Raw genomic sequence first — 21439 nt, 5'->3', positions numbered from 1 at the left:
CCTCCTAGGATTTTTCCATCAGTTGGCAAATGACGATTGCTTTGCCGACCAGAGAATTTTCTAAATAAACTTCGACATCCAGTTTGGAGGATCTTCTGCCCAACTCCAACATTTTCGAACGAATCTCAATGACACTGTCTATCTGTATCATCTTCAAATGATAGATGTCCATCTGCTCGATTAGTGCATTCCGTTTCTGTAAGGTATACAAGATTTTCTTGGTCGTGCTCGCCAACACTTCACTCAATACCCCGAACGACACCGTTCCCAAGCTATTCGTCATTTGTGGTGTGATTCTGAAATTATAGGAAGGCAAAGCAGTCCCTTCTTCAGAGCTGATCAAAGACAAGTTTTCAACGACTTGGTCCTCAATCGTATTGCCTACTTGCGGCTGACGTTGTGCAAGCTGCATGGCTTTCATAACATCCTGGCGGGAAATGATACCGAGCAGCTGCAAGTTATCTTTCACCACAGGCATCACCTCTAAGCCATCCCAGATCATCCGGTGAGCCACGCTCGCAACACTCATGTGCGTTTTTGCGACTATCGGATCGCGGGTCATTACCCGTTCAAGCGAAAGCGTATCTGCTTTTCCAAGGATATCCTTCGCAGTTATGATGCCCACAAGTCGCATGTTGTGATTGACGATCGGGAACCGTGAATGGGTGCTTTCTGTATTGAGATTGCGATACTGGAAAACAGTATCATCCAATGAAAGAAATTTCGTCTCATCAATCGGCGTGTAGATGTCCTCCACCAGCATAATTTCTTTTTTGATCAGCTGGTCCGTCATGGCGCGGTTGATCATCGTCGCTACGGTAAAAGTGTCATAGGTCGTACGCAGTATCGGCATTTCGACCTGATCCGCCAAATGGACGATGCTCTCATCTGTATCGAACCCCCCCGTGATAAGGACGGCTGCGCCCTTTTCCAACGCGAATTCCTGGATATCATTCCGGTTACCGACGATCATAAGCGATCCTGGTGAAATGTATCGCTCCATCGCTTCGCGTTGCATCGCACCGATGATGAACTTGCTCAAGGTCTTATCAAGGCCTTTCTTGCCGCCCAAAATATCACCATCGATGATTTTACAGATCTGCCCGAAAGTTAGCGTTTCGATGTTTTCTTTCGATTTGCGTTCGATCCGGATGGTGCCTACCCGTTCGATTGTTGAAACCAATCCGATGTTCTCGGCATCTTTGATGGCGCGGTAAGCTGTCCCTTCAGACATGTTCAAATTTTTAGCTATCGTACGGACGGAAAGCTTTTCTCCGACCGGCATCGTTTCGATGTATTGAATGATTTGCTCATGTTTCGTTGCCATAGTCTACTCCCTTACTTTCTCAATTATAGTGAAATGGATTCCCCAGGTTGCATTATCAGGCCGACCCCATCATCCAGAAGGGCGAGGAACTCATTCGGATCCTGTTCGATCAACGGAAAAGTGTTGTAGTGGATTGGAACCGCAGTACGGTCCCGCTGCTTCAATGCATAAGCAGTATTGCCCGTGAAAAGAAATCCTCATGCGGTTCCTCACCTTTCTCTGTGATAAAAACTGTGTTATTCAGTGTTCATCGTATCATGAAACAGATTATTAGTACAACTGAAATGAACGATATTATTTTGTTATGCACACATAAAAAGGCCTTCCGCACAGAAGGCCTTTTTACGGATTATTCATCATCCTAAAGCGACGTCAAGGATCATCATGACTGTGAAGCCGACCATAAGTCCCATCGTGGCAATATCGCTGTTTCCGTTCGTTTGCGACTCCGGTATCAGTTCCTCGACAACAACAAAGATCATCGCACCGGCAGCGAACGCGAGTGCGTATGGCAAAATCGCGCTCATCGATATGACGGCGGCTGCCCCGATGACTGCCGCAATCGGCTCAACGATGGCAGAAAGCTGGCCGTAATTGAAGGCCTTCATCCTGCTGTTTCCATCAGCCCGGATCGGCATTGACAAGGCCGATCCTTCAGGTATGTTCTGGATGCCGATACCGATTGCCAAACCAATGGCACTCAATAGTGTATTATCCTCGGATATGCCGGCTGCGACCGCTCCAAAACCGACTCCGACTGCCAAGCCTTCGGGAATGTTATGGATCGTGATCGCAAGGAACAACAACAGGTTGCGGGAAGCTTGGGTCTGCGGACCTTCCCGGTGTTCCATCGGTTCACCCAAGTGCAGATGGGGGACGATTCTATCCGTCATGCGCAGGAACACGCCGCCCAGCAAAAAACCGATCGCCGCCGGAACCCATGACAAGCCACCGTAGCCGCTCTCTTCGGCATGGGAAATGGATGGAGCCAACAATGACCAGAATGATGCTGCTATCATGACCCCGGCAGCGAAGCCGCTCATGACGTCAAGGACTTTGCGATTGACGGATTTGAAGAAAAACACAAACGAGGCACCTATGATGGTACAACCCCAAGTGAATAATCCCGCTATGAACGCTTGCATAATTGGATTTAATTGACCGAATGACTCTAACATGATTTTTATCTCCCCTTTGTGATGAAATGATGAATGATTTCTGTTACAGATGCGTCGTGTCCCATAATGGCAATTGAATGTTCTCGTAGTGGATCGGGTCGAGCTGTGTTACGGTTATGCCCAATAAACGCACGTGCCGTTCTATCGTACCGTGGTCCAACCACAGTTCCCAGGCATGACGGAAAATATCCTCCGCTTGGGAAAAATGATCGATACGGGTTTTCCTTCTGGTTATCGTATCGAAATCAGCGTAGCGGATTTTCAACACAATCGACCGCCCGTGCAATTTGTTGTTATGCAGCGCTACTTGGACAGCCAGAGCGATTTGTTTCAGTTCCACCCTGGCCTGTTCCTCATCAGTCAAAAACAAGGTAAAGGTGTGTTCTTTCCCGATTGATTTCCTTTCCCGTTCAGGCTCCACAGCTCTGTTATCGATGCCTCTGACCCGTTGATAGAGGATATATCCGTGCTTCCCGAATTGTGAAAGCAATTCAGTTTGATCAAAAAGATAGAGATCGTCTCCGGAATGGATGCCCAACAGTTTCATCTTTTCGACTGTCTTCTTGCCGACGCCATAGAACTTTTCGATAGGCAGTTCGCGCAGAAAGCGGGCTGCATCATTTGGCGTGATCACAGTCATGCCAGCCGGTTTCCGGAAGTCGGAAGCAATTTTTGCGATGAATTTATTGTAGGAAACACCTGCCGAGCAAGTCAGACCCGTTTCCTGCCAGACTTCCCTTTGGATTTTCTTGGCAATCACTGTCGCACTGGACAGATTCCGCTTGTTCTTTGTGACATCCAGATAGGCTTCATCCAGAGACAAAGGTTCTATCAAATCGGTGTAGCGCGCGAATATTCCCCTGATCTGTTGGGAAACAATCTTGTAATGGCTCATCCGCGGAGGAATGAAGATGGCTTCCGGGCAGAGTTCAAATGCTTTTTGCGCACTCATCGCCGAATGGATCCCGAATTTCCTGGCGGCATAATTGGCTGTAGTCACGACCCCTTTGCGACCGGTATCTCTCGGATGATTCGCAATGACGATCGGTTTGCCGCGATGTTCCGGATGGTCCCTTTCTTCGATTGAAGCGTAGAAGGCATCCATATCCACATGGATGATCTTTCTGCTTTTATCATTTTCGGGTTCCTTAAAGGTCAAGATCCCAATCTGCATACTGTTCTCCTTGCTTTGCACTGATTCATTGAACGTGAATTTTACTTGCCGCTTTGAAGCTGATTTGGTAAGACTGATGATTCTGGGCCTCAAAGGTATATGGGCCTTCGTACGGCTCCACATTTGTCAACAGATACGGGACGCTTAACTTTACGCCCTTGTTGAGCAGATACGCCAGAAATTCCTGATCGTCATCAACTTCCCTGATGATGAAGCGGCTGCCGACTTCCAGCTCGATTAGTGGTTTGCTTTCATAAACTTCGATCCGGCCCTCTTTGTCTGGAATCACGCCCCCATGCGGATCATATTTAGGAAAACCTAGATAGGCATCCAAGCTATCGATCAAGCGATCCGATGACACGTGCTCCAACAGTTCCGCCTCGTCATGCACTTCGTCCCAGTTGAAATCCAATTTTTCCGAGAGAAACACTTCCCAAAGTCGGTGTTTCCGGATCAGCTTATTTGCGATCAATTGGCCTTTGTCGGTGATCTGCACCCCTTGGTACGGGATGTGACTGATCAGGCCATCCTTGAGCAATTTGACAGACATTTCGGTGACAGAAGCGGCAGATACGGATAAAGCCTGCCCTATCTGCTTATTGTTGACAAGCTGTTTGTCTCCACCCAATTCCATGATTACTTTCAGATAATCTTCTTTGTGCGGTGTCATGCGCTCCCTCCTCTTTTAGGTTAACCTAAACTATATTTTATATTATACGACAAATCCACTTGATTACAAGCCTAAAAACCACAATATTCCGTTCACTGTCACTATATAACCCACTTCTGCAATGGGAAAAGAGGGTTGGCGACAAATTGGCATAAACCTAAAATGATTTTCGAACAACAAAAAAGCCGGGAGCATGTCCCGGCTTTTCCTTATCTACTATTAACCTTTGTAGGCTGCGTAGATGATTTCTTTCAATTCTGAGATTAATGGTTGTTTAGGGTTAGCTGTTGTACATTGATCTTCGAAAGCCAATTCAGCCAAGCGGTCTGCATCGCGTTCAAGCATTTCTTCAGTGATGCCTTGATCACGGAAGTTCATCTTGATGCCGATGTCTTGACCTAATTTAGTGATTTCAGTCGCCAAAGCTTCAACCAATTCAGCAGTCGTATTGCCTTTGAAACCTAGGTAGCGAGCGATTTCAGCGTAGTCTTCGTCTGCACGGAAGTACTCATATTTAGCCCACAACGCATGTTTTTGCGGATCGATCGCATTGTAGCGGACGATATGCGGCAACAGGATAGCGTTCGTACGGCCGTGGATCAGATCCCATTGACCGCCGATTTTGTGTGCGATCGAGTGGGAAATACCCAGGAACGCATTCGCGAAGGCCATACCAGCCATAGTAGAAGCATTGTGCATTTTTTCGCGTGATTCTTGGTCGCCGTAATTGTATGAATTTCTCAAGTTTTCGAATACCAATTTGATTGCTTGTAAACTCAAACCTTTAGTGTAGTCGTTTGCCAATACGGAAACAAAAGATTCGATGGCATGCGTCAATACGTCCATACCAGTATCTGCAGTTACAGATTTAGGAACACTGTATACGAATTGTGGATCCACGATAGCAATATCAGGAGTCAATGCGTAATCAGCCAATGGGTATTTGATGTGTGTTTCGCTGTCTGTGATAACCGCGAATGGCGTTACTTCCGAACCAGTACCTGAGGTAGTTGGGATGCAGACAAGTTTCGCTTTTTCCATATCCTTGATCTTGTAAGTACGTTTGCGGATATCCAAGAATTTTTGTTTAGCGCCGAAGAAGTCACTTTCTGGGTGCTCATAGAACAACCACATCGCTTTGGCAGCATCCATAGGAGAACCCCCGCCGATTGCGATGATTGTATCCGGTTGGAAGTCACGCATTTTTTCAGTACCACGGTTCACAGTGTTTGTTGTCGGGTTAGGTTCAACATCCGAGAAGATTGCGTAAGATACTTTGTTGTTGCGTTGCTTCAATTGTTCGATGACTACATCCACATAGCCGAATTTGACCATGCCGTCGTCGCAGACGATGAAGACTCTTTCGACATCTTTCATGTCACGTAAGTATCTAACTGAATTTTCTTCGAAGTAAACCTTCTCTGGTAATTTAATCCACTGCATATTATTTCTCCTTTTAGCAACAGTTTTCACGTTCAACAAATCTAATGCAGAAACGTTATGAGAAACTGAGTTTCTGCCGTAAGATCCGCAACCCAAAGTTAATGAAGCGATGTTATTGTTGTACAGGTCACCGATACCGGCTTGAGAAGATGGAGAGTTGATAAGCACACGACAAGCTTTCATTTCTTTTCCGAATCGCTCGATCAAGTCATTGCGGCGAGTATGCAGTGCAGCCGAGTGACCTAAGCCACCCAAATCAAGCATTTGTTTGCACAGTTGGATACCATGCTCTGTACTGTCTGATTTCATCATAGCCAATACTGGAGATAATTTTTCTCTTGACATTGGGTATTCTGCTCCGACACCTGGTAATTCAGCGACTAGCATTTTAGTGTTTGCAGGAACGTTCAATCCAGCCAATTCAGCAATCTTACGAGCGTGCATACCGACAACATTCGGTCTTACGCCAGTTTTGGCATCATTCATCACGACATCTTCCAATTGTTGGATTTCTTCAGGTTTAGCAAAGTATACGTTGTGCAGTTGGAATTCTTTTTTGACTTCATCATAGATTTCGCTGTCGACGATTGCAGCTTGCTCTGAAGCACAGATCATACCGTTATCGAATGTTTTTGAAACGATGATGTCGTTTACAGCACGTTTGATGTTTGCTGTTTTTTCGATGTAAGCTGGAACGTTACCAGGGCCAACGCCTAATGCTGGTTTACCTGTAGAATAAGCAGCTTTAACCATTGCAGCTCCACCAGTAGCCAATACGACAGCAACTTCTGGATGGTTGATCAATTCAGCTGTTTTTTCCATTGATACGCCTTCTACCCATTGGATACAGTCAGCAGGTGCGCCCGCTTTGATGGCAGCATCGTAAACAACTTTTGCAGTTGCAGCTGAACATTTTTCTGCGCTTGGGTGGAAAGAGAAGATGATCGGGTTTCTTGTTTTCATACAGATCATCGCTTTGAAGATTGTTGTCGAAGTTGGGTTGGTTGTTGGGATGATACCGGCAACAACACCTACAGGAGCAGCAACTTTCATGATTTGATCTACTTTGTTGTCTTCGATGATACCGACTGTTTTATTTTTTCTGATTGAGTGCCAGATATTTTCAGCGGCATACATATTTTTGATACATTTATCTTCATAAACGCCACGGCCTGTTTCTTCAACTGCCATTTTTGCAAGTGGCATATGTTGCTCCATTGCAGCTAATGCCATTTCGTGGACGATGTGGTCGACTTGTTCTTGGGTATAATCTTCAAACAGAGTCAAAGCTTTTTGGGCTTTTGCAGTGTAGTTGCTGATTTCTTCTTTGACAGTCATCATGGGTTTTTTCTCCTCTAAAACTACTTTTTCTTTACTCATGTGAGATCCTCCTAAAAATATATGTTATCCTTTTCACATGCTTATTATATTTCATGGAATTTCGTTTGTAAAGCGGATAAATGTGATATTTTTCACTTATTTCTGGAACAGCCATTGTAAGCGTGTACAACAGGTTTTTATGCCTCTGCTCGTTTTCACAAATAGTTTATGGAAACAGTCTTCATCTCAACTTTCTTGTTGTGAAATAATTATCATTGTTCGGATTTTATCCGAAAAAAATTTTTTTGAATTTTTTTCCGTAGCGAAAAACGACGTGGTCGTTAGACGTCCCTATCTAATCAATTTGCGCCATTCCGAGACCGCTGAACCGAATAAATCCGCCTGCTAATAATCCAAACCTTCTTTTTTGTAATTAGAGATTCATATTTGAGCGCTAAAAATAATTTTTGTTTATTTCACAGGACCAAAAATGTCCCGACTTGATGATGTCATCAAAAAATTCAATCACCTCGCAAGACCATTATACGAAAATTTGCCCGGCATTCCGAATCATCCATCCTTGTTCCGCTTAACTAAATCAATGTTACTAGCGATCGCCAGAAAATCAGGTATTCAAAAAAGCACAATACTCTGCAGTATTGTGCTTTTTACGGGAAACGATTTATAGGAAATCATCAAAATTGATTTCATCTAATGAAGAGACCTTATAGACTTGCGCTTCTAAAGCAACAAAATCAAAGTAATGGTTTACCGTCGTTTTCATGATATCCCGGATCTGCTGGTAATAATGTGGAGGGACAGTATGCTTCCAAGAAAATTCCTTGAAATAGCGATAGATATCGTCGACTTGGATGTTTTCGTAGCCCAGTTTATTGAACTCAGTTGCTTTCAATTTGAACCATGGCTCCAATTGATCATATTGTTTCTCTGATATAGTAGGCAATCGCCGCCCCTCCTTTCCGATGGATCAAATCGCTTTACTCTTCGTTATTGTCTTCTTGTGTTTGCTCTGTTTCTGTTGCTGTGAAATCTTCGACAATCGCATCATCCGTTGTGATTGTGGCAACCTTCGAAATGCGTGAAATAGCGCGTTTTTCAAAAGTCAGAAAAATCCCTTCGCAATCCAATACGACTGTGTTATCAGCAGAATTGATTTCTTCAACAATTCCGTGCAAGCCGCCGATGGTGACTACTTTATCCCCTGGCTTGATTTGACTCAGCATATCCTGTGTTTTTTGTGCTTGTTTCTTTTGTGGTCTGATCAGGATGAAATACATTACGCCGAACAATACCCCATAAAAGGCAATCATGATTACTGTATCCATACATTTTCCTCCATCTGTGGATTATTTCTATCTATCCTCCACTTTACCAAACTTTAAGTTAGACTACCACCCAAAATCTAAAACTTCTTCGGATTTTCAACGTTGAAGCCGTACTCTTCCACGAATGCTTCCCTGAATTCCAATAGATTATCATCCATGATGGCTTGGCGCACATTTTTCATCAAGTTTATCAAGAAATGGAGATTATGATAAGAGGTCAAGCGCAAGCCAAATGTTTCATCAGCTTTGATTAAATGACGAATGTACGCACGTGTATAATTTTTGCATGTATAGCAATCGCATTTTTCATCCAATGGTCGGAAATCCCGTTCATATTTCGCATTCTTGATGACCAAACGGCCGCTGCTTGTCATACAAGTACCATTTCGCGCTATTCGAGTCGGAAGCACACAGTCGAACATGTCGATTCCGCGGATGACTCCATCGATCAAGGAATCCGGTGCACCTACGCCCATCAGATACCTCGGTTTGTTCTCCGGCATGACTGGCGTCAGGTAATCCAGCACACCATTCATCTCTTCCTTCGTTTCGCCGACCGAAAGTCCACCAATCGAATAACCTGGAAAATCCAAAGAAATCAGTTCTCTGGCGCTCTGCAGCCTTAAATCCTTGTAACCTGCACCTTGGATGATGCCGAACAAGCCTTGTTGATCGGGCTTTTTGTGGGCTTCGAGGCCTCGCTCTGCCCATCTTGTCGTTCTTTCGACAGACGCTTTGATGTAATCATAGCTTTCGCTGTAAGGAGGGCACTCGTCAAAGCTCATGATGATATCGGCACCTAGCTGATTTTCGATGTGGATCGCTTTTTCGGGTGACAGAAACATTTTCGAACCATTCAGATGATTGCGGAAATGTACGCCGGCCTCGGTGATCTGTCTGTTCTGGCTTAACGAGAAGACTTGGAAGCCACCTGAATCGGTCAAGATCCCTCTGTCCCAATTCATGAATTTATGCAGGCCTCCTGCTTCTTCCACCAAATCGGAGCCCGGTCTGAGCCAAAGGTGATACGTGTTGCTCAGGATGATCTGGGAGCCCATTGTCTTTAATTCTTCAGGAGACATTGTCTTTACGGTGGCCAAAGTGCCTACCGGCATGAACATAGGTGTCTGAAAAGTACCGTGGGGCGTTATGATCTCTCCCAAACGCGCACCTGTATGTTTTTCTTTTTTGATAAGGCGATAACGAATCGCTGGTTCAGTCAATGTATTCACTTCTTTCTTATAGATATCCGGCAATCAGTATACCATAGTCACACACTATTTTCTTGTGTTCACTATTAAAAAATGCAATCCGAAGCTTCCGGATTGCATTTTTTCGTTATTCGCACGACTCACGGATGACTTTCACCCACCCCTCGAAACGGCCCTAACGGTTTAGTCGAAGTGCGTCACCAAGAGCTGAGCTTATTGCGGTCAGCGCGCATGGTTTCAGTTGCTTCTTCGCCGCCTCCACATGGATATTCGATGCTGGCCGGCACTGAATCCGGAAAACACGACAAAAGACGGCGCATATCCACCAAGCCGGTTTCCAGCCCGGACAATACGATCCCTTCAGCTGCATAGCCAACATTTTTGATATGTATATAGGTTACCGCTTCGTTCATTGCATTCGCTGCAACGAAGGGATCGATGTCGATATACACGAAATTACCCGTGTCAAAAGTCAATCCGATGTCCAATGATGCTTTACGGGCTTCAGCAATAAACGCCATCAGGACATCAGGGCTGCCCTTCCCAATGGATTGATCATTTTCGACCGTCAAATGGACTGAAAAATTCGTTAACAATTCCCGTAATTTTTCAGCCAGCACGGATGTGAGTCCTTGGAATTCCCCTAAAGTCAGTTTCAGCTGGACTGCGTTCAAAAGAGCGGCCTCCTCAAAATAGCTGCCTAGTTGTGCATTCAGCGCGCCTGCTGTGAATAGTTCTGCTGGTACGGAATAGAACACCTTCAAGTTCAGGTCAGCGGCTTGCTGGGCTATTTCCTTCATTTCCGTTTTACCGGACAAAATGTATTCTCTTCTGACTTCCACAAAAGGGAAACCCATTTCCTTGATTTCCTTCAATATTTCTTTTTGTTCCACTTTATTGTCTGCAGCTTTTTGCATGTATGCTAAAGTGTTCAATCCGATTTCTCTGGGCATCCATCTGTCTCCTTCACTTTCCTATTAGCGGTCAAAGTCCGGCCTATCGAGTATTTCTTTGGCAATGACAGCTCGCATCAATGCTTTTTGATTGCTGGAACGTTTCTTCCTGTTCTGAATAGTGGATTTCTCCATTCTTTTAGCAGTTTTCAATTCTTTAGCATCTTCAGAAAAGACGGTGAAGTCATCAGCCAACCCCACGGTAGGATACATATTATAGTCCGTAAACGCTTCTTCCCCATCGATTTCAGCTGCAGGTTTCGCACCATTGTGGTCGCTGCCTTTTTTTGACGGATTCGTCCGCAACAGCAACTCCCACAAATTTTCGCGGTTTACGAAAATCAGGATTTCCCTCCGCCAATTTCTGTGGGTCAAAATCCGGCTGACTTCCCGCAAATATTTTTCGGGCAAACGCTCCTGAAAAAAGCCATAGACCTGCTCAGGCTTCGATGTAGCCATTTTTTTGATCAGTTGCTTCGCATTCTCATTTCCGGCACCATCAAATGACTGGCGAACTGTCTGATGCAAGACAGTTGCCTGGGAAGTCCCAGCTCGAAGTCTGGCATTCTCCGCCAAACGGTTTATCCGTTTAACTATCGATATGAGCACAGAGAGAAAGAACACCAGGAAAAGAATCGCCAACAAGATCGGTAAAAGAAAGGTTAGGCTAGTCATTCCGGTTCGCTTCTATCTGCCGGAAACTCTGAAATGCTGCTCCTCATTTCAGTATCCGCTATGATATTTTTCATTTTATAATAATCCATCACGCCTATATTTCCGTTGCGCAGTGCTTCAGCCAACGCCAACGGCACCTCCGCCTCGGCTTCGACCACTTTCGCCCGCATCCTTTGCACCTCTGCGATCATTTCCTGTTCTTCTGCGACCGCAAAAGCACGGCGCTCTTCTGCTTTGGCTTGCGCAACCCGCTTATCCGCCTCTGCTTGTTCCGCCTGCAATTTGGCGCCTACGTTACGGCCGACATCAACATCGGCGATATCAATGGACAGTATCTCAAAAGCGGTACCCGAATCAAGCCCTTTTTTCAGGATTGTTTGGGAAATGGAGTCCGGATTTTCCAAGACGGAAGTATGCATCTTGGCAGAGCCGACGGTTGTGACAATCCCCTCGCCGACACGGGCGATGATTGTTTCCTCGCCAGCACCACCGACCAAACGCTCAATGTTGGCACGTACCGTTACTTTCGCTTTGGCTTTTACTTCAATCCCGTTCATGGCAACACCCGCGATGATCGGTGTTTCGATGACTTTTGGATTGACGCTCATTTTCACTGCTTCTAACACATTACGACCAGCCAAATCGATGGCCGCCGCTTTTTCAAAACCTAAATCAATATCGGCACGTTGCGCCGCAATCAGCGCATCGATGACCATATTGACATCTCCACCAGCAAGATGATGCGCCTCCAATTCATTTATATCAATGATCAGCCCCGCTTTTGTCGCTTTAATCATCGGTTGTACGATCATGGAAGGAACCACTCGCCGCAAGCGCATCCCGACCAAATTTGAAATTTTGACTTTCACTCCCGAAAAGTAGGCTGTGATCCATAGACCGACCGGCACAAAGCGGAAAAACAAAGATAAAACCAGTACGACAAACAATGCAATAAAGATGAGTCCTATCAAGCCTTCTGTCATTCTTCATCCAACTCCTTAACTGTAATTTTGACCCCTTCAACCTGGATAACCCGAATCTGTTTTCCTTCAAATATGATCTTTCCGTCACTGACTACGTCGAGCACCACACCTCCGATTGCAACTTTTCCGGCTGGCCGCAGCGTCGTCGTGGCTGTTCCGATCATTCCCAAGAATTCGGAATAGTCTTTGCTGGACGAATACCCGCGCTCCCGGTTCAGAGACGTGTCCAGAATTAATTTACTGCGATCCGGCAAGAATTTATAACCTTTTTTCAAAAGCACTGACGTGGCCACACCGGAAATGATGATTGCCAAGCTTACGTCCAGTACACTTTCCAAAATACGTTCATTGTTCAAAAACAGGCCGGCTACGACCATCAAGAAACCCGCGACTCCTACAAGACCGAAATCAGGTATGAACAATTCAACAACCAATAACATGATTCCAAACAGGAACAGTAGCAACGTCAGCCAGTTCCCACTACCAAAATACAGGAAATACAACAAAAAACTCAGGATCGCCGCAGCTCCGAAGAGATAATACTTCGAAGTGAACAGCATAAAAACCAGACACAAAAATCCGATGACCAAAAACAGCAATATGAACGCCTCCTTCTGCTTTGTTCCGAAAGAAACAACGAACGGTCGTACGCATAAAAATAAGAAAATTTATACTATCATTTTACCGCAAATACAGAAATAACAAAAGGAAATCCCTTTCAGGACTTCCTCTCTGTTTGTAGACATGTCAAATTATTGTTGAAATTCATCGAAATCGACGGTCTGGAATCCGACCTGATTCCCTAACAAAGTCACCGTCACAGACTGATTTTCATGAATTTCCCCTTTTATGATGGCCCGCGCCAAGGGATTTTCGATTTCGGCTGAAATGAATCTTCTGAGCGGCCGCGCGCCATAAATCGGATCGTAAGCATTTTCCGCTATCCAACTCGTCACCTCATCAGAAACAGAAAGCTGAATCTGTTTATCCACCAATCGGCTGGATAGCTCCTTAACCATTTTCACGATGATCCTTTTTACATCTTCTTTGCTTAAAGGCGTAAACAGAATGGTGTCATCGATCCTGTTCAAAAATTCCGGCTTGAACGAACTCTTCAATACTTTCATGACCTCATTCGCAACAGCATCCGGAATGGTGCCGTCGGGATGGACGCCTTCCAGCAAGAGCTGCGACCCGATGTTGCTGGTCATGATCAGGACGGTGTTTTTGAAGTCAATCAGACGTCCCTTCGAATCGGTCAAACGTCCATCATCCAATACTTGGAGTAAAATATTGAAGACATCCGGGTGCGCCTTTTCGATTTCATCCAATAGAATGATCGTATAGGGGCTTCGTCGGACCGCTTCCGTCAATTGGCCGCCCTCTTCGTAGCCGACATAGCCAGGGGGTGCCCCGATGAGTCGAGAAACCGAAAATTTTTCCATGTATTCGCTCATATCGATCCGAACCATATGTTCATCGGAGTCGAACAAATTTTCAGCCAAGGCTTTGGCCAACTCCGTTTTCCCGACTCCTGTCGGTCCCAAGAAAAGGAAGGACCCTATCGGACGGTTCGGCGATTGGAGGCCAGCACGCGAACGCAAAACAGCATTCGTGACACTTTCTACTGCTTCTTCTTGGCCAATGACACGCTTGTGCAGCGTTTCCTCCAATTTCAGGAGTTTATCCCTTTCACCTTCAACCAGCTTCGTCACAGGGATGCCGGTCATCCGTCCCACCACTGTCGCGATTTCGTTCTCGGTGACCGATTCCTGGACTAGATTGCCGGCTTTATTCCTTCGGGTCGCGTTTTCTTTTTCAAGAGCCGCCAATTCCTTTTCCATCTGAGGGATACTGCCGTGGCGCAAAACCGCCGCCCGTTCCAAATCATAATTGGCCTCGGCATCCTCCAATTGTCTGCGCGCGTCCTCCAGGTCCTCCCGTTTGGCACGCAGCTTTTCGACTTCTTCTTTTTCGTTACCCCATTTCATGCGCAACTCATTTGATTCTTCGCGCAGATCAGCCAACTCGACTTGCAGAGCCGCCAATCTTTTCTTGCTCTGATCATCGGATTCCTTTTTCAAGGCCGCCTCTTCTATCTCCAGTTGCATCAATTTGCGGCTCACCTGATCCAACTCGGTAGGCATCGAATTCATTTCCACTTTTATGTTCGCGCAAGCCTCATCGACAAGATCGATCGCTTTATCCGGCAGAAACCGGTCAGTGATGTAACGATCGGATAAGGTCGCGGCCGCAACAAGGGCGTTGTCATGGATGTTGACGCTGTGGTGGATCTCATACCGTTCCTTCAACCCCCTCAAGATGCTGATTGTATCAGAAACTGTCGGTTCTTTCACCAAAACCTTTTGGAATCTTCGCTCCAAGGCCTTATCCTTCTCCAGATTTTGACGGTATTCATCCAAAGTGGTCGCTCCGATGCAGTGCAATTCGCCTCTGGCCAGCATAGGTTTCAGCAGATTGCCGGCATCCATACTCCCCTCGGTTTTTCCTGCCCCGACGATCGTATGGATCTCATCAATGAAAAGGATGATGCGGCCGTCGCTTTTCTTCACTTCCTTCAATACCGCTTTAAGGCGTTCCTCGAATTCCCCACGGTACTTAGCTCCCGCAATCAATGAGCCCATATCCAACGAAAAAATTGTTTTGTCTTTCAAATTATCCGGTACATCTTTTTTCACAATCCGTTGAGCCAAACCTTCCACAATGGCGGTCTTGCCTACGCCAGGTTCACCTATCAGGATCGGATTATTTTTTGTTTTCCGCGACAAAATGCGGATGACATCCCTGATTTCTTCGTCCCTGCCGATTACCGGATCTTGTTTTCCGCTACGCACCGCTTGCACGAGGTCTATGCCATACTTTTCCAATGCTTCATACTGATCTTCCTGATTCTGCGAAGTCACTCGGTCTCCCCCTCTCATATCCTTGATTTTTTCCGCGATGATTTTTTCCGTCAGGCCTAGATTAACCAAAAATTTGGTCAATGGATGATTTTTCAGTGTCATCAAGCTCAAAAGCACCGTATCAGTGGCGATGAAATCATCCTTCAACTCCGACCGCTTACGATCCGCTTCCAGAAAGAGATTGTACAGATTCTGACTGAATGTTTGCCCGTACTGGACGGAAGTGCCTTCAATCACCACTGATTTATCCAGTTCCTTATCAACGGCTGATTCAAATGCATCGATTGCAATCCCTGAATCACTATAAAAATTGCGCGCAAAACTATCCGGCTGCAGAAATATTTTCCACAGATGGGCGACATCGATGGTCTGGTGCTTGCGCACCATGGCGATACGTTGCGCTTCTGCGATTGCCTGCTGTAGGGCTGTCGTCATTTTTTCCATTTCCATGCTAGGACCTCCTCAAAAAATCTACTGATATATCTTTATAGGACAAGTATACGACTATGGTCAGAATTGGTCAAATGATAACCCGAAAAAAAAGAACAACAAAGGTGATTTCCTTTGTTGCTCTTCTTATCATCGGATCCCTAACGCGATGCGTGCATATCGGGACATTCTGTCTGTCGTCCAGGCTGGATACCACACCAATTTCACTTGTGTTTCGGTTACTTCAGGAACGTCTTTCATAGCACGATGAATTTCATCGGTGATGACATCCGCCAATGGGCAGCCCATCGTTGTGAGTGTCATCTTGATCAGGCAGAATCCATCCTGTTCCAGTTCCACTTCATAAATCAAACCTAAGTTGACGATATCTATTCCTAATTCCGGATCTATCACTTGCTCAAGCGCCGCTAAGACGCGTTCTTTTATGCTTTCCAATTCTTCTTGCGAAAATTGGGGAGTTGTCTCTTCAGTCATTGTAAACACCTCTTACCTTTCTGGATTAATTAGATAATAACAGTTTGTGCATAGAAATTCAATGCGAATATACGTTACCTAAAAATACTGCCATTTCCTCAAAAATAGCGTAAGGAACCCGGTGTCCGGCACCTTCTGTCGACCGGAAACAAATGTTATCTGCATAGGCTTCTCCGCTGATGGAGTTGACGAACTGCTCCATCTGCTCGTACGGCACACTCTCGTCGGCGGTACCGTGCCAGATATAAAACGGCGTGTCAACGAGCGATTCCGGATGTTCTTTGAGGCTCAGGTTTTCAAAAGGCGCCATCAACGCATTGACCTTCTCGTCATCGAGCGGAGGCAGACCTTCCGCCCAGCGGGACTGCAGTGCCCAATGGGACAACCCGACCGGATCCGGACTGCCCATCAAGCAGGCTGCCGAATGGATCCATGGATATTGCGTCAAAGCGATACAGGTCGTGATGCCTCCCATCGAAAGGCCCGTGACCGAAACAGTTTCTCTTTTTGCCAATCCCGCTTCAACATAGGCTTCCACAATGTCAGGAAGCTCTTTTATATTTTTCAGGACTACCGACCAGAATTCTGCTGCCGGTTCGCCAGCATAGGCTTCCTCTTTGCGTTCACCATGACGATAGGCATCGGGGATGATCACCCGCATGCCGTTGCTGGCTAATGCATATCCGGGCTCCAAACCTCTCTCCTTTTGGTTTGTGATGCCATGATAAAAGAACACGAGCGGAGTCGTTTCTTGTTTCTTGTCTTCTTCAACGATTTCCAGAATCGGTATATCATTTATGATTTTTCTTTCGATCAAAATCACATTTATCCCTCTTTTTCAGCTCTGATCGGCTGTTATAGGCAAAAATATTTTTCCAGGTATATTGCCAAGCCGTCCTCATGATTCGTATGCGTCGTCACATCATCTGCAATGCGCTTTAATGCCTCAATACCATTTTGCATAACGACCCCATGTCCCGCATAGCGAATCATTTCCATATCGTTATCTTCGTCACCGAAGGCAAGAATATCTTCCCGCTTGATGCCGTAGTTATTCGCGACCACTTCCACGCCAAGCGCTTTTTGGACGCCAGCGGATACGATTTCGAGGCAAGGCATCGTGCCGCCCCATGTACGGATTTCAATGGCATTCCCATAACGCGCCAAAATCCGGTCACGGATAGCATGCAAATTCCGTTCCTCGGAAAATACATTCATGGAAGTCGGATTTTCCGACAACTTGTCCTTAGAAGTGATCTGCGTCGCCAGCAAATTTTTCGGGAAATATTCGTTCGATGGCAGCGTGGCGGTGGATGCGAAAAGCGTCTCCTTGCCTTCTACGCAGATAAAATCGATGCCCATCTCTTCACGCTGTTCGATGAGATCCATCGCGAAATCTTTATTGAGTGTTTTATGGTAGTAATTACGCCAATTACTGTCGGTTGGATTATGGCATAGGGCACCGTTGAAATTCACCAACGGGGTAGTCATCTTGAGTGTCTCATAAAATTCTTTGCTGTTTCTGTATGGACGACCAGTTGCGATCATGACCAGATGGTTATCTTTTTGCAACCGTGCCAACACATTTTTGGTCCGAACGCTCAGCAACGACTGATTGTTGAGCGTGGTACCGTCTAGATCTAAAGCGATTAATTTTTGTTTCATATTTCCTCCTGCAGTTTCCGCCTTACATTCGAGCCCTTACTTATTCGCTTCCCAGCGACGGAAATTTACTTTTTAATTCTGCCGTCATGACCTTTGCGATGTTCGATCCGATCACAAGCATTTCATATAGTGGTTTGACATCTGTTGTCGAGCGGCCCAAAAGCCGAAGGAAAATCTCTCCATCGCCCGCCAGGCAAAGTGTATAATAAAAAGTCTTGGTTTGGTTCAATTCATTGATCAGTTCCAAAAGCTTCACTTTATCAGCATAATTATTCAGATAAGCTAATTTTCTGTAGCTGATCTGAAAATCACTTTCTGCCTCATCTTTGGCGATGACTACACCGAACGGCAGAGAATGGTCCTTATCGAGATTGAATTTCCCTTGATACAAATACTGGCCATTTTGGATGGGATGACTTTTCAGTGGCATGCCTTTTTCTTGGAATTTTTGATCAAGCGCAGCTAATATCGTCAAAACTATCACTCTTTTCGTATATGGTGCTACAAGTATAGCACATTTCCCCCAAGAATTATGCTTATCGCACTATACAAAAAAGGTCCGGAACCGAAGTCCAGACCTTTCCATATGTCATGCGGGATATTAACGACGTTTTTCTCTGATACGAGCAGCTTTTCCGTGTAATGCGCGCAAGTAGTAAAGTTTTGCACGACGCACTTTACCGAAGCGAACAACTTCGATTTGAGCTACACGAGGAGTGTGCAATGGGAATGTACGTTCCACACCGACACCGTTGGAAATTTTACGTACTGTATACGTTTCGCTGATTCCGAATCCGCGACGTTTGATGACTACGCCTTCGAATAATTGGATACGTTCTCTTGTTCCTTCGACTACGCGAGCGTGGACGCGAACAGTGTCTCCAGGACGGAATGCAGGGATATCACTACGTAATTGTCCTTGTGTTATTGCTTCGATCAATGGTAATTGACTCATGTTTTTTTCTCCTTCCAACCGACATTCATACACAATCCTTCTGCACAGCGGAATATCGTATTATGGAGCAGTCTCTCTGCTCACCTGTAGAATTCTACCACAATATTTTTGACGTGTAAAGTATTTCTCGTTTACATTGTTTAAATTTCAAGGCGCACGATTGCGCTTAATTGTCAGCTTTTTCTTCGAGAAGAATTTCAGCCAACCAGGTTTGCTGTTTTTTCGACAAGGTGATCTTTTCAAGCATTTCCGGACGTCTCAGCCAAGTTTTGCGCAAAGATTCTTTTTCTTGCCAATCAGCGATTTTCTGGTGATTGCCGCTGAAAAGCACTTCAGGGACGACATCTCCCCGGAAATCGCGGGGTCTCGTATATTGGGGATGCTCAAGCAAGCCGGTCGAGAAGGAATCGGTCTTGTTCGACTGTTCATTGCCCAATACCGCAGGCAAGAGGCGGACCGTCGCATCGATCATGACCATTGCGCCGAGTTCGCCACCCGTCAAAACATAATCCCCGATTGAAATTTCATCTGTCACATGCTGCTTGATGCGCTCATCGAAACCTTCGTAATGACCACAGATGAAGACTAGGTGCTCTTCCTCGGCGAACTCCTCCGCCAGATCCTGATTGAAGGTTTTTCCGGACGGATCCAAAAGGACAATTCTTTTTTTGGTTTCGGGCGAATGAACCTCGATGTCCGTCAACGCATCGACGATCGGTTGCGCGCGCAACAACATGCCTGCGCCGCCTCCGAAGGGATAGTCATCGACGGAATTGTGTTTGTTTTCGGAATAATCGCGGAAGTTCGTGCAAGTGATCGAAACACGGCCACTCTCAATGGCCTTTCCGATAATCGACTCGGACATAGGGCCTTCAAACATCGCCGGAAACAACGTCAATACATCTATCTTCATCAGTCCATCATTCCTTCTAGCAGGTGGATGGTAACCTTGTTTTCCTCCAAAGATACCTTTTCCACTACCGATGCGATATACGGAACCAATAAATCTTTTTGGCCTGGTCTGGATACAACCCAAACATCATTAGCCCCTAGCGGCAAAATTTCTTTTATTGTACCCAATTCTTCACCGGCATCACTTACGACGGATAATCCGATGATTTCATGATAATAAAACTCATGATCCGGCAGGTCCCCCAACTGCGCTTCCGAAACTTTCAGGGTTCCGCCTTTGAACGGCTCGACCTCTTCGATCCGGTTGTAGCCCTCGAATGTCAGCATAATGAAATTCTTGTGCACCCGGTGGCTGGCTACTTTCAGAGCAATCGGCTCACTGTTGTCGCGGAACAGGTAAAGCGTAGACCCTTTCTTGTAGCGTTCATCCGCAAAGTCAGTGCTGGAAATGACACGCACTTCACCCTTTAGGCCTTGGGTATTCACAACTTTTCCGACATCATAAAATTTTTCCATTTTTCACCTCTCCTTACATAAATCGTACTGTCAACATTTCTGTACATAATAAAATAGAAGGGATAAGTGCTACTACTGTATCATCATCCGCTTCTATCTATTCGCTATTAAGTTAGGCATCCACCGATCGGAAACGACCGAATCCGCAATTAGAGCAGATTATTCGGCCCCTTCGATCACAAGGCGGACACGTTTTGTGCCTTTGGTTCTGACACTGTATACAATTGTACGGATCGCTCTGGCGACACGTCCCTGTTTGCCGATCACACGGCCGACATCCTCGGCATCAAGATGCAAATGATATTCCATGAACTCACTTGTCTCTTTGATTTCGATGGACATCTTATCATCGTGGACGATCAAAGGTTTGACAATTGTCAGGATTAAATCTGAAATTTCAGGCATTTAAACCACCCTTTTATTTAGCTAACTTAGAGTCGTGGAATTTTTTCATAATACCTTGTTGAGAAAGTAAGTTGCGAACTGTATCAGAAGGTTGTGCACCTTCAGCTAACCATTTCAAAACTAACTCTTCGTCAAATTTAACTTCAGCTGGTTCAACAACTGGATTGTATGTACCTACTTTTTCGATGAAACGTCCATCACGTGGAGAACGTGAATCAGCTACAACGACGCGGTAAAACGGGTTTCTTTTAGAACCCATACGTTTTAAACGAATTTTAACTGCCATTTATATAACACCTCCATATATCTATATCTCACATTTTTATATATTACCAGTTTTCCATTTGCTTGTAAAGTGTTTTCTCTTTACACTTGGAATTATTTTTTCTTGCTTAATTGCAATATCAAATGCATAAAAAATTTTAAAAACCTTTATAGACAGCGAATTACTCAATAATCCAGTATTACCAATGCTTTGAAGCCATTGACGGCAGGGAGTGTTTCATCCCTTACAATTTTTCAGGTGAGTTGTTGGTGGTTCTGACCCAAGAGGATAGGTTAGCTGAGTCAAGAGAAGGAGCAAAGCGGCTCTTGACTCAGCTAATCTATTCTCTTATCCTATAGAACCAACAAAACACCTTAAGCTGCTTGTAAATCGGCCAGTTCTTCCTGAAGGCGTTCTGCAGGTGTTTTATAGCCCATTATTTTTCTTGGTCTGTGGTTGATCGTATCGGTTACTTCCAGTAAATACGAATAGGACAATGGACGCAGAGTGACTCCCTTTGGGATAAATTCTCGGAGCATGCGGTTATGCCTTTCGTTCGTTCCTTTCTCCCAAGAAGCATACGCATGAGTAAA

At 45.4% G+C, this 21439-nt stretch carries 23 protein-coding genes; all 23 read right to left on the bottom strand.

Translation table 11 applies throughout. The features are described from left to right. Window positions 1-4: 4 nt before the first annotated feature. Complete coding sequence (locus tag TES5_RS04860) at window positions 5-1327, bottom strand: DRTGG domain-containing protein (RefSeq protein WP_068560499.1); 1323 nt, start codon at window positions 1325-1327, stop codon at window positions 5-7. Window positions 1328-1683: 356 nt separating this feature from the next. Beyond that, the gene (locus TES5_RS04855; protein WP_068560495.1) at window positions 1684-2505 is read right to left on the bottom strand and encodes a ZIP family metal transporter; all 822 of its coding nucleotides are present in this window, start codon (window positions 2503-2505) and stop codon (window positions 1684-1686) included. A 43-nt stretch (window positions 2506-2548) separates the two neighbouring features. Next, entirely contained in the window at window positions 2549-3679 is a 1131-nt protein-coding gene (dinB, locus tag TES5_RS04850) for a DNA polymerase IV (protein ID WP_068560492.1), read from the bottom strand. Window positions 3680-3704: 25 nt separating this feature from the next. After that, window positions 3705-4349: a metal-dependent transcriptional regulator gene (locus TES5_RS04845; protein ID WP_068560489.1), complete on the bottom strand. Its 645-nt coding sequence runs from the start codon at window positions 4347-4349 to the stop codon at window positions 3705-3707. A 219-nt stretch (window positions 4350-4568) separates the two neighbouring features. Beyond that, window positions 4569-7172, bottom strand: a complete 2604-nt coding sequence (gene adhE / locus TES5_RS04840; RefSeq protein WP_068560486.1) for a bifunctional acetaldehyde-CoA/alcohol dehydrogenase — start codon at window positions 7170-7172, stop codon at window positions 4569-4571. Window positions 7173-7794: 622 nt separating this feature from the next. Then, the gene (locus TES5_RS04835) at window positions 7795-8076 is read right to left on the bottom strand and encodes a post-transcriptional regulator (RefSeq protein WP_068560483.1); all 282 of its coding nucleotides are present in this window, start codon (window positions 8074-8076) and stop codon (window positions 7795-7797) included. Between the two features lie 34 nt (window positions 8077-8110). Further along, on the bottom strand, window positions 8111-8458 hold the full coding sequence (yajC, locus tag TES5_RS04830) for a preprotein translocase subunit YajC (protein ID WP_068560480.1): 348 nt from the start codon (window positions 8456-8458) through the stop codon (window positions 8111-8113). A 77-nt stretch (window positions 8459-8535) separates the two neighbouring features. After that, window positions 8536-9681, bottom strand: a complete 1146-nt coding sequence (tgt, locus tag TES5_RS04825; protein WP_068560477.1) for a tRNA guanosine(34) transglycosylase Tgt — start codon at window positions 9679-9681, stop codon at window positions 8536-8538. A 185-nt stretch (window positions 9682-9866) separates the two neighbouring features. Then, window positions 9867-10622 (bottom strand): sugar phosphate isomerase/epimerase family protein, encoded by a 756-nt coding sequence (locus TES5_RS04820; RefSeq protein ID WP_068560475.1) that lies wholly within the window; start codon window positions 10620-10622, stop codon window positions 9867-9869. Window positions 10623-10646: 24 nt separating this feature from the next. Then, complete coding sequence (locus TES5_RS04815) at window positions 10647-11297, bottom strand: hypothetical protein (RefSeq protein WP_068560473.1); 651 nt, start codon at window positions 11295-11297, stop codon at window positions 10647-10649. Continuing rightward, a complete protein-coding gene (gene floA / locus TES5_RS04810) occupies window positions 11294-12280 on the bottom strand; it encodes a flotillin-like protein FloA (RefSeq protein WP_068560471.1) in 987 nt (328 codons plus the stop codon). The genes TES5_RS04815 and floA overlap by 4 nt, the downstream gene beginning before the upstream one ends. Beyond that, window positions 12277-12879 (bottom strand): NfeD family protein, encoded by a 603-nt coding sequence (locus tag TES5_RS04805; RefSeq protein WP_068560468.1) that lies wholly within the window; start codon window positions 12877-12879, stop codon window positions 12277-12279. Before TES5_RS04805 ends, floA begins: the two co-directional genes overlap by 4 nt. 153 nt (window positions 12880-13032) lie before the next feature. Next, window positions 13033-15654, bottom strand: a complete 2622-nt coding sequence (clpB, locus tag TES5_RS04800; RefSeq protein WP_068560464.1) for an ATP-dependent chaperone ClpB — start codon at window positions 15652-15654, stop codon at window positions 13033-13035. 129 nt (window positions 15655-15783) lie between these two features. Beyond that, window positions 15784-16128: a metal-sulfur cluster assembly factor gene (locus TES5_RS04795; RefSeq protein ID WP_068560461.1), complete on the bottom strand. Its 345-nt coding sequence runs from the start codon at window positions 16126-16128 to the stop codon at window positions 15784-15786. Window positions 16129-16186: 58 nt separating this feature from the next. After that, the gene (locus TES5_RS04790) at window positions 16187-16951 is read right to left on the bottom strand and encodes a prolyl oligopeptidase family serine peptidase (protein ID WP_068560458.1); all 765 of its coding nucleotides are present in this window, start codon (window positions 16949-16951) and stop codon (window positions 16187-16189) included. 32 nt (window positions 16952-16983) lie between these two features. Next, window positions 16984-17793 carry a Cof-type HAD-IIB family hydrolase gene (locus TES5_RS04785; protein ID WP_068560455.1) on the bottom strand — a complete coding sequence of 270 codons (810 nt, stop codon included), beginning with the start codon at window positions 17791-17793 and terminating at the stop codon, window positions 16984-16986. 40 nt (window positions 17794-17833) lie between these two features. Beyond that, window positions 17834-18268, bottom strand: a complete 435-nt coding sequence (locus TES5_RS04780; RefSeq protein WP_232309292.1) for a hypothetical protein — start codon at window positions 18266-18268, stop codon at window positions 17834-17836. A 126-nt stretch (window positions 18269-18394) separates the two neighbouring features. After that, window positions 18395-18748 carry a 50S ribosomal protein L19 gene (rplS, locus tag TES5_RS04775; RefSeq protein WP_068560452.1) on the bottom strand — a complete coding sequence of 118 codons (354 nt, stop codon included), beginning with the start codon at window positions 18746-18748 and terminating at the stop codon, window positions 18395-18397. Between the two features lie 166 nt (window positions 18749-18914). After that, the gene (gene trmD, locus TES5_RS04770; RefSeq protein ID WP_068560449.1) at window positions 18915-19661 is read right to left on the bottom strand and encodes a tRNA (guanosine(37)-N1)-methyltransferase TrmD; all 747 of its coding nucleotides are present in this window, start codon (window positions 19659-19661) and stop codon (window positions 18915-18917) included. Continuing rightward, a complete protein-coding gene (rimM, locus tag TES5_RS04765) occupies window positions 19661-20176 on the bottom strand; it encodes a ribosome maturation factor RimM (RefSeq protein WP_068560446.1) in 516 nt (171 codons plus the stop codon). Before rimM ends, trmD begins: the two co-directional genes overlap by 1 nt. Window positions 20177-20335: 159 nt before the next feature. After that, window positions 20336-20581 (bottom strand): KH domain-containing protein, encoded by a 246-nt coding sequence (locus TES5_RS04760; RefSeq protein WP_068560443.1) that lies wholly within the window; start codon window positions 20579-20581, stop codon window positions 20336-20338. Between the two features lie 13 nt (window positions 20582-20594). After that, a complete protein-coding gene (gene rpsP, locus TES5_RS04755; RefSeq protein WP_068560440.1) occupies window positions 20595-20867 on the bottom strand; it encodes a 30S ribosomal protein S16 in 273 nt (90 codons plus the stop codon). 353 nt (window positions 20868-21220) lie between these two features. Further along, window positions 21221-21439: transposase (locus TES5_RS15735; RefSeq protein WP_369813484.1), on the bottom strand; the 219-nt coding region annotated here is incomplete at its 5' end.

The sequence above is a fragment of the Trichococcus sp. ES5 genome (assembly GCF_900067165.1).
Taxonomy (GTDB): Bacteria; Bacillota; Bacilli; order Lactobacillales; family Aerococcaceae; genus Trichococcus; species Trichococcus flocculiformis.
This window is presented reverse-complemented; position numbering and strand designations above follow the sequence as displayed.

Excerpts from the sequence above, each read along its gene's own strand:
- clpB (WP_068560464.1), bottom strand. The coding sequence starts at position 15,654 with ATGGAAATGGAAAAAATGACGACAGCCCTACAGCAGGCAATCGCAGAA.
- TES5_RS04855 (WP_068560495.1), bottom strand. The coding sequence starts at position 2,505 with ATGTTAGAGTCATTCGGTCAATTAAATCCAATTATGCAAGCGTTCATA.
- TES5_RS04820 (WP_068560475.1), bottom strand. The coding sequence starts at position 10,622 with ATGCCCAGAGAAATCGGATTGAACACTTTAGCATACATGCAAAAAGCT.
- TES5_RS04815 (WP_068560473.1), bottom strand. The coding sequence starts at position 11,297 with ATGACTAGCCTAACCTTTCTTTTACCGATCTTGTTGGCGATTCTTTTC.
- dinB (WP_068560492.1), bottom strand. The coding sequence starts at position 3,679 with ATGCAGATTGGGATCTTGACCTTTAAGGAACCCGAAAATGATAAAAGC.
- TES5_RS04760 (WP_068560443.1), bottom strand. The coding sequence starts at position 20,581 with ATGCCTGAAATTTCAGATTTAATCCTGACAATTGTCAAACCTTTGATC.
- TES5_RS04795 (WP_068560461.1), bottom strand. The coding sequence starts at position 16,128 with ATGACTGAAGAGACAACTCCCCAATTTTCGCAAGAAGAATTGGAAAGC.
- rimM (WP_068560446.1), bottom strand. The coding sequence starts at position 20,176 with ATGGAAAAATTTTATGATGTCGGAAAAGTTGTGAATACCCAAGGCCTA.
- TES5_RS04845 (WP_068560489.1), bottom strand. The coding sequence starts at position 4,349 with ATGACACCGCACAAAGAAGATTATCTGAAAGTAATCATGGAATTGGGT.
- adhE (WP_068560486.1), bottom strand. The coding sequence starts at position 7,172 with ATGAGTAAAGAAAAAGTAGTTTTAGAGGAGAAAAAACCCATGATGACT.
- rpsP (WP_068560440.1), bottom strand. The coding sequence starts at position 20,867 with ATGGCAGTTAAAATTCGTTTAAAACGTATGGGTTCTAAAAGAAACCCG.
- yajC (WP_068560480.1), bottom strand. The coding sequence starts at position 8,458 with ATGGATACAGTAATCATGATTGCCTTTTATGGGGTATTGTTCGGCGTA.
- TES5_RS04860 (WP_068560499.1), bottom strand. The coding sequence starts at position 1,327 with ATGGCAACGAAACATGAGCAAATCATTCAATACATCGAAACGATGCCG.
- rplS (WP_068560452.1), bottom strand. The coding sequence starts at position 18,748 with ATGAGTCAATTACCATTGATCGAAGCAATAACACAAGGACAATTACGT.
- floA (WP_068560471.1), bottom strand. The coding sequence starts at position 12,280 with ATGACAGAAGGCTTGATAGGACTCATCTTTATTGCATTGTTTGTCGTA.
- trmD (WP_068560449.1), bottom strand. The coding sequence starts at position 19,661 with ATGAAGATAGATGTATTGACGTTGTTTCCGGCGATGTTTGAAGGCCCT.
- TES5_RS04785 (WP_068560455.1), bottom strand. The coding sequence starts at position 17,793 with ATGAAACAAAAATTAATCGCTTTAGATCTAGACGGTACCACGCTCAAC.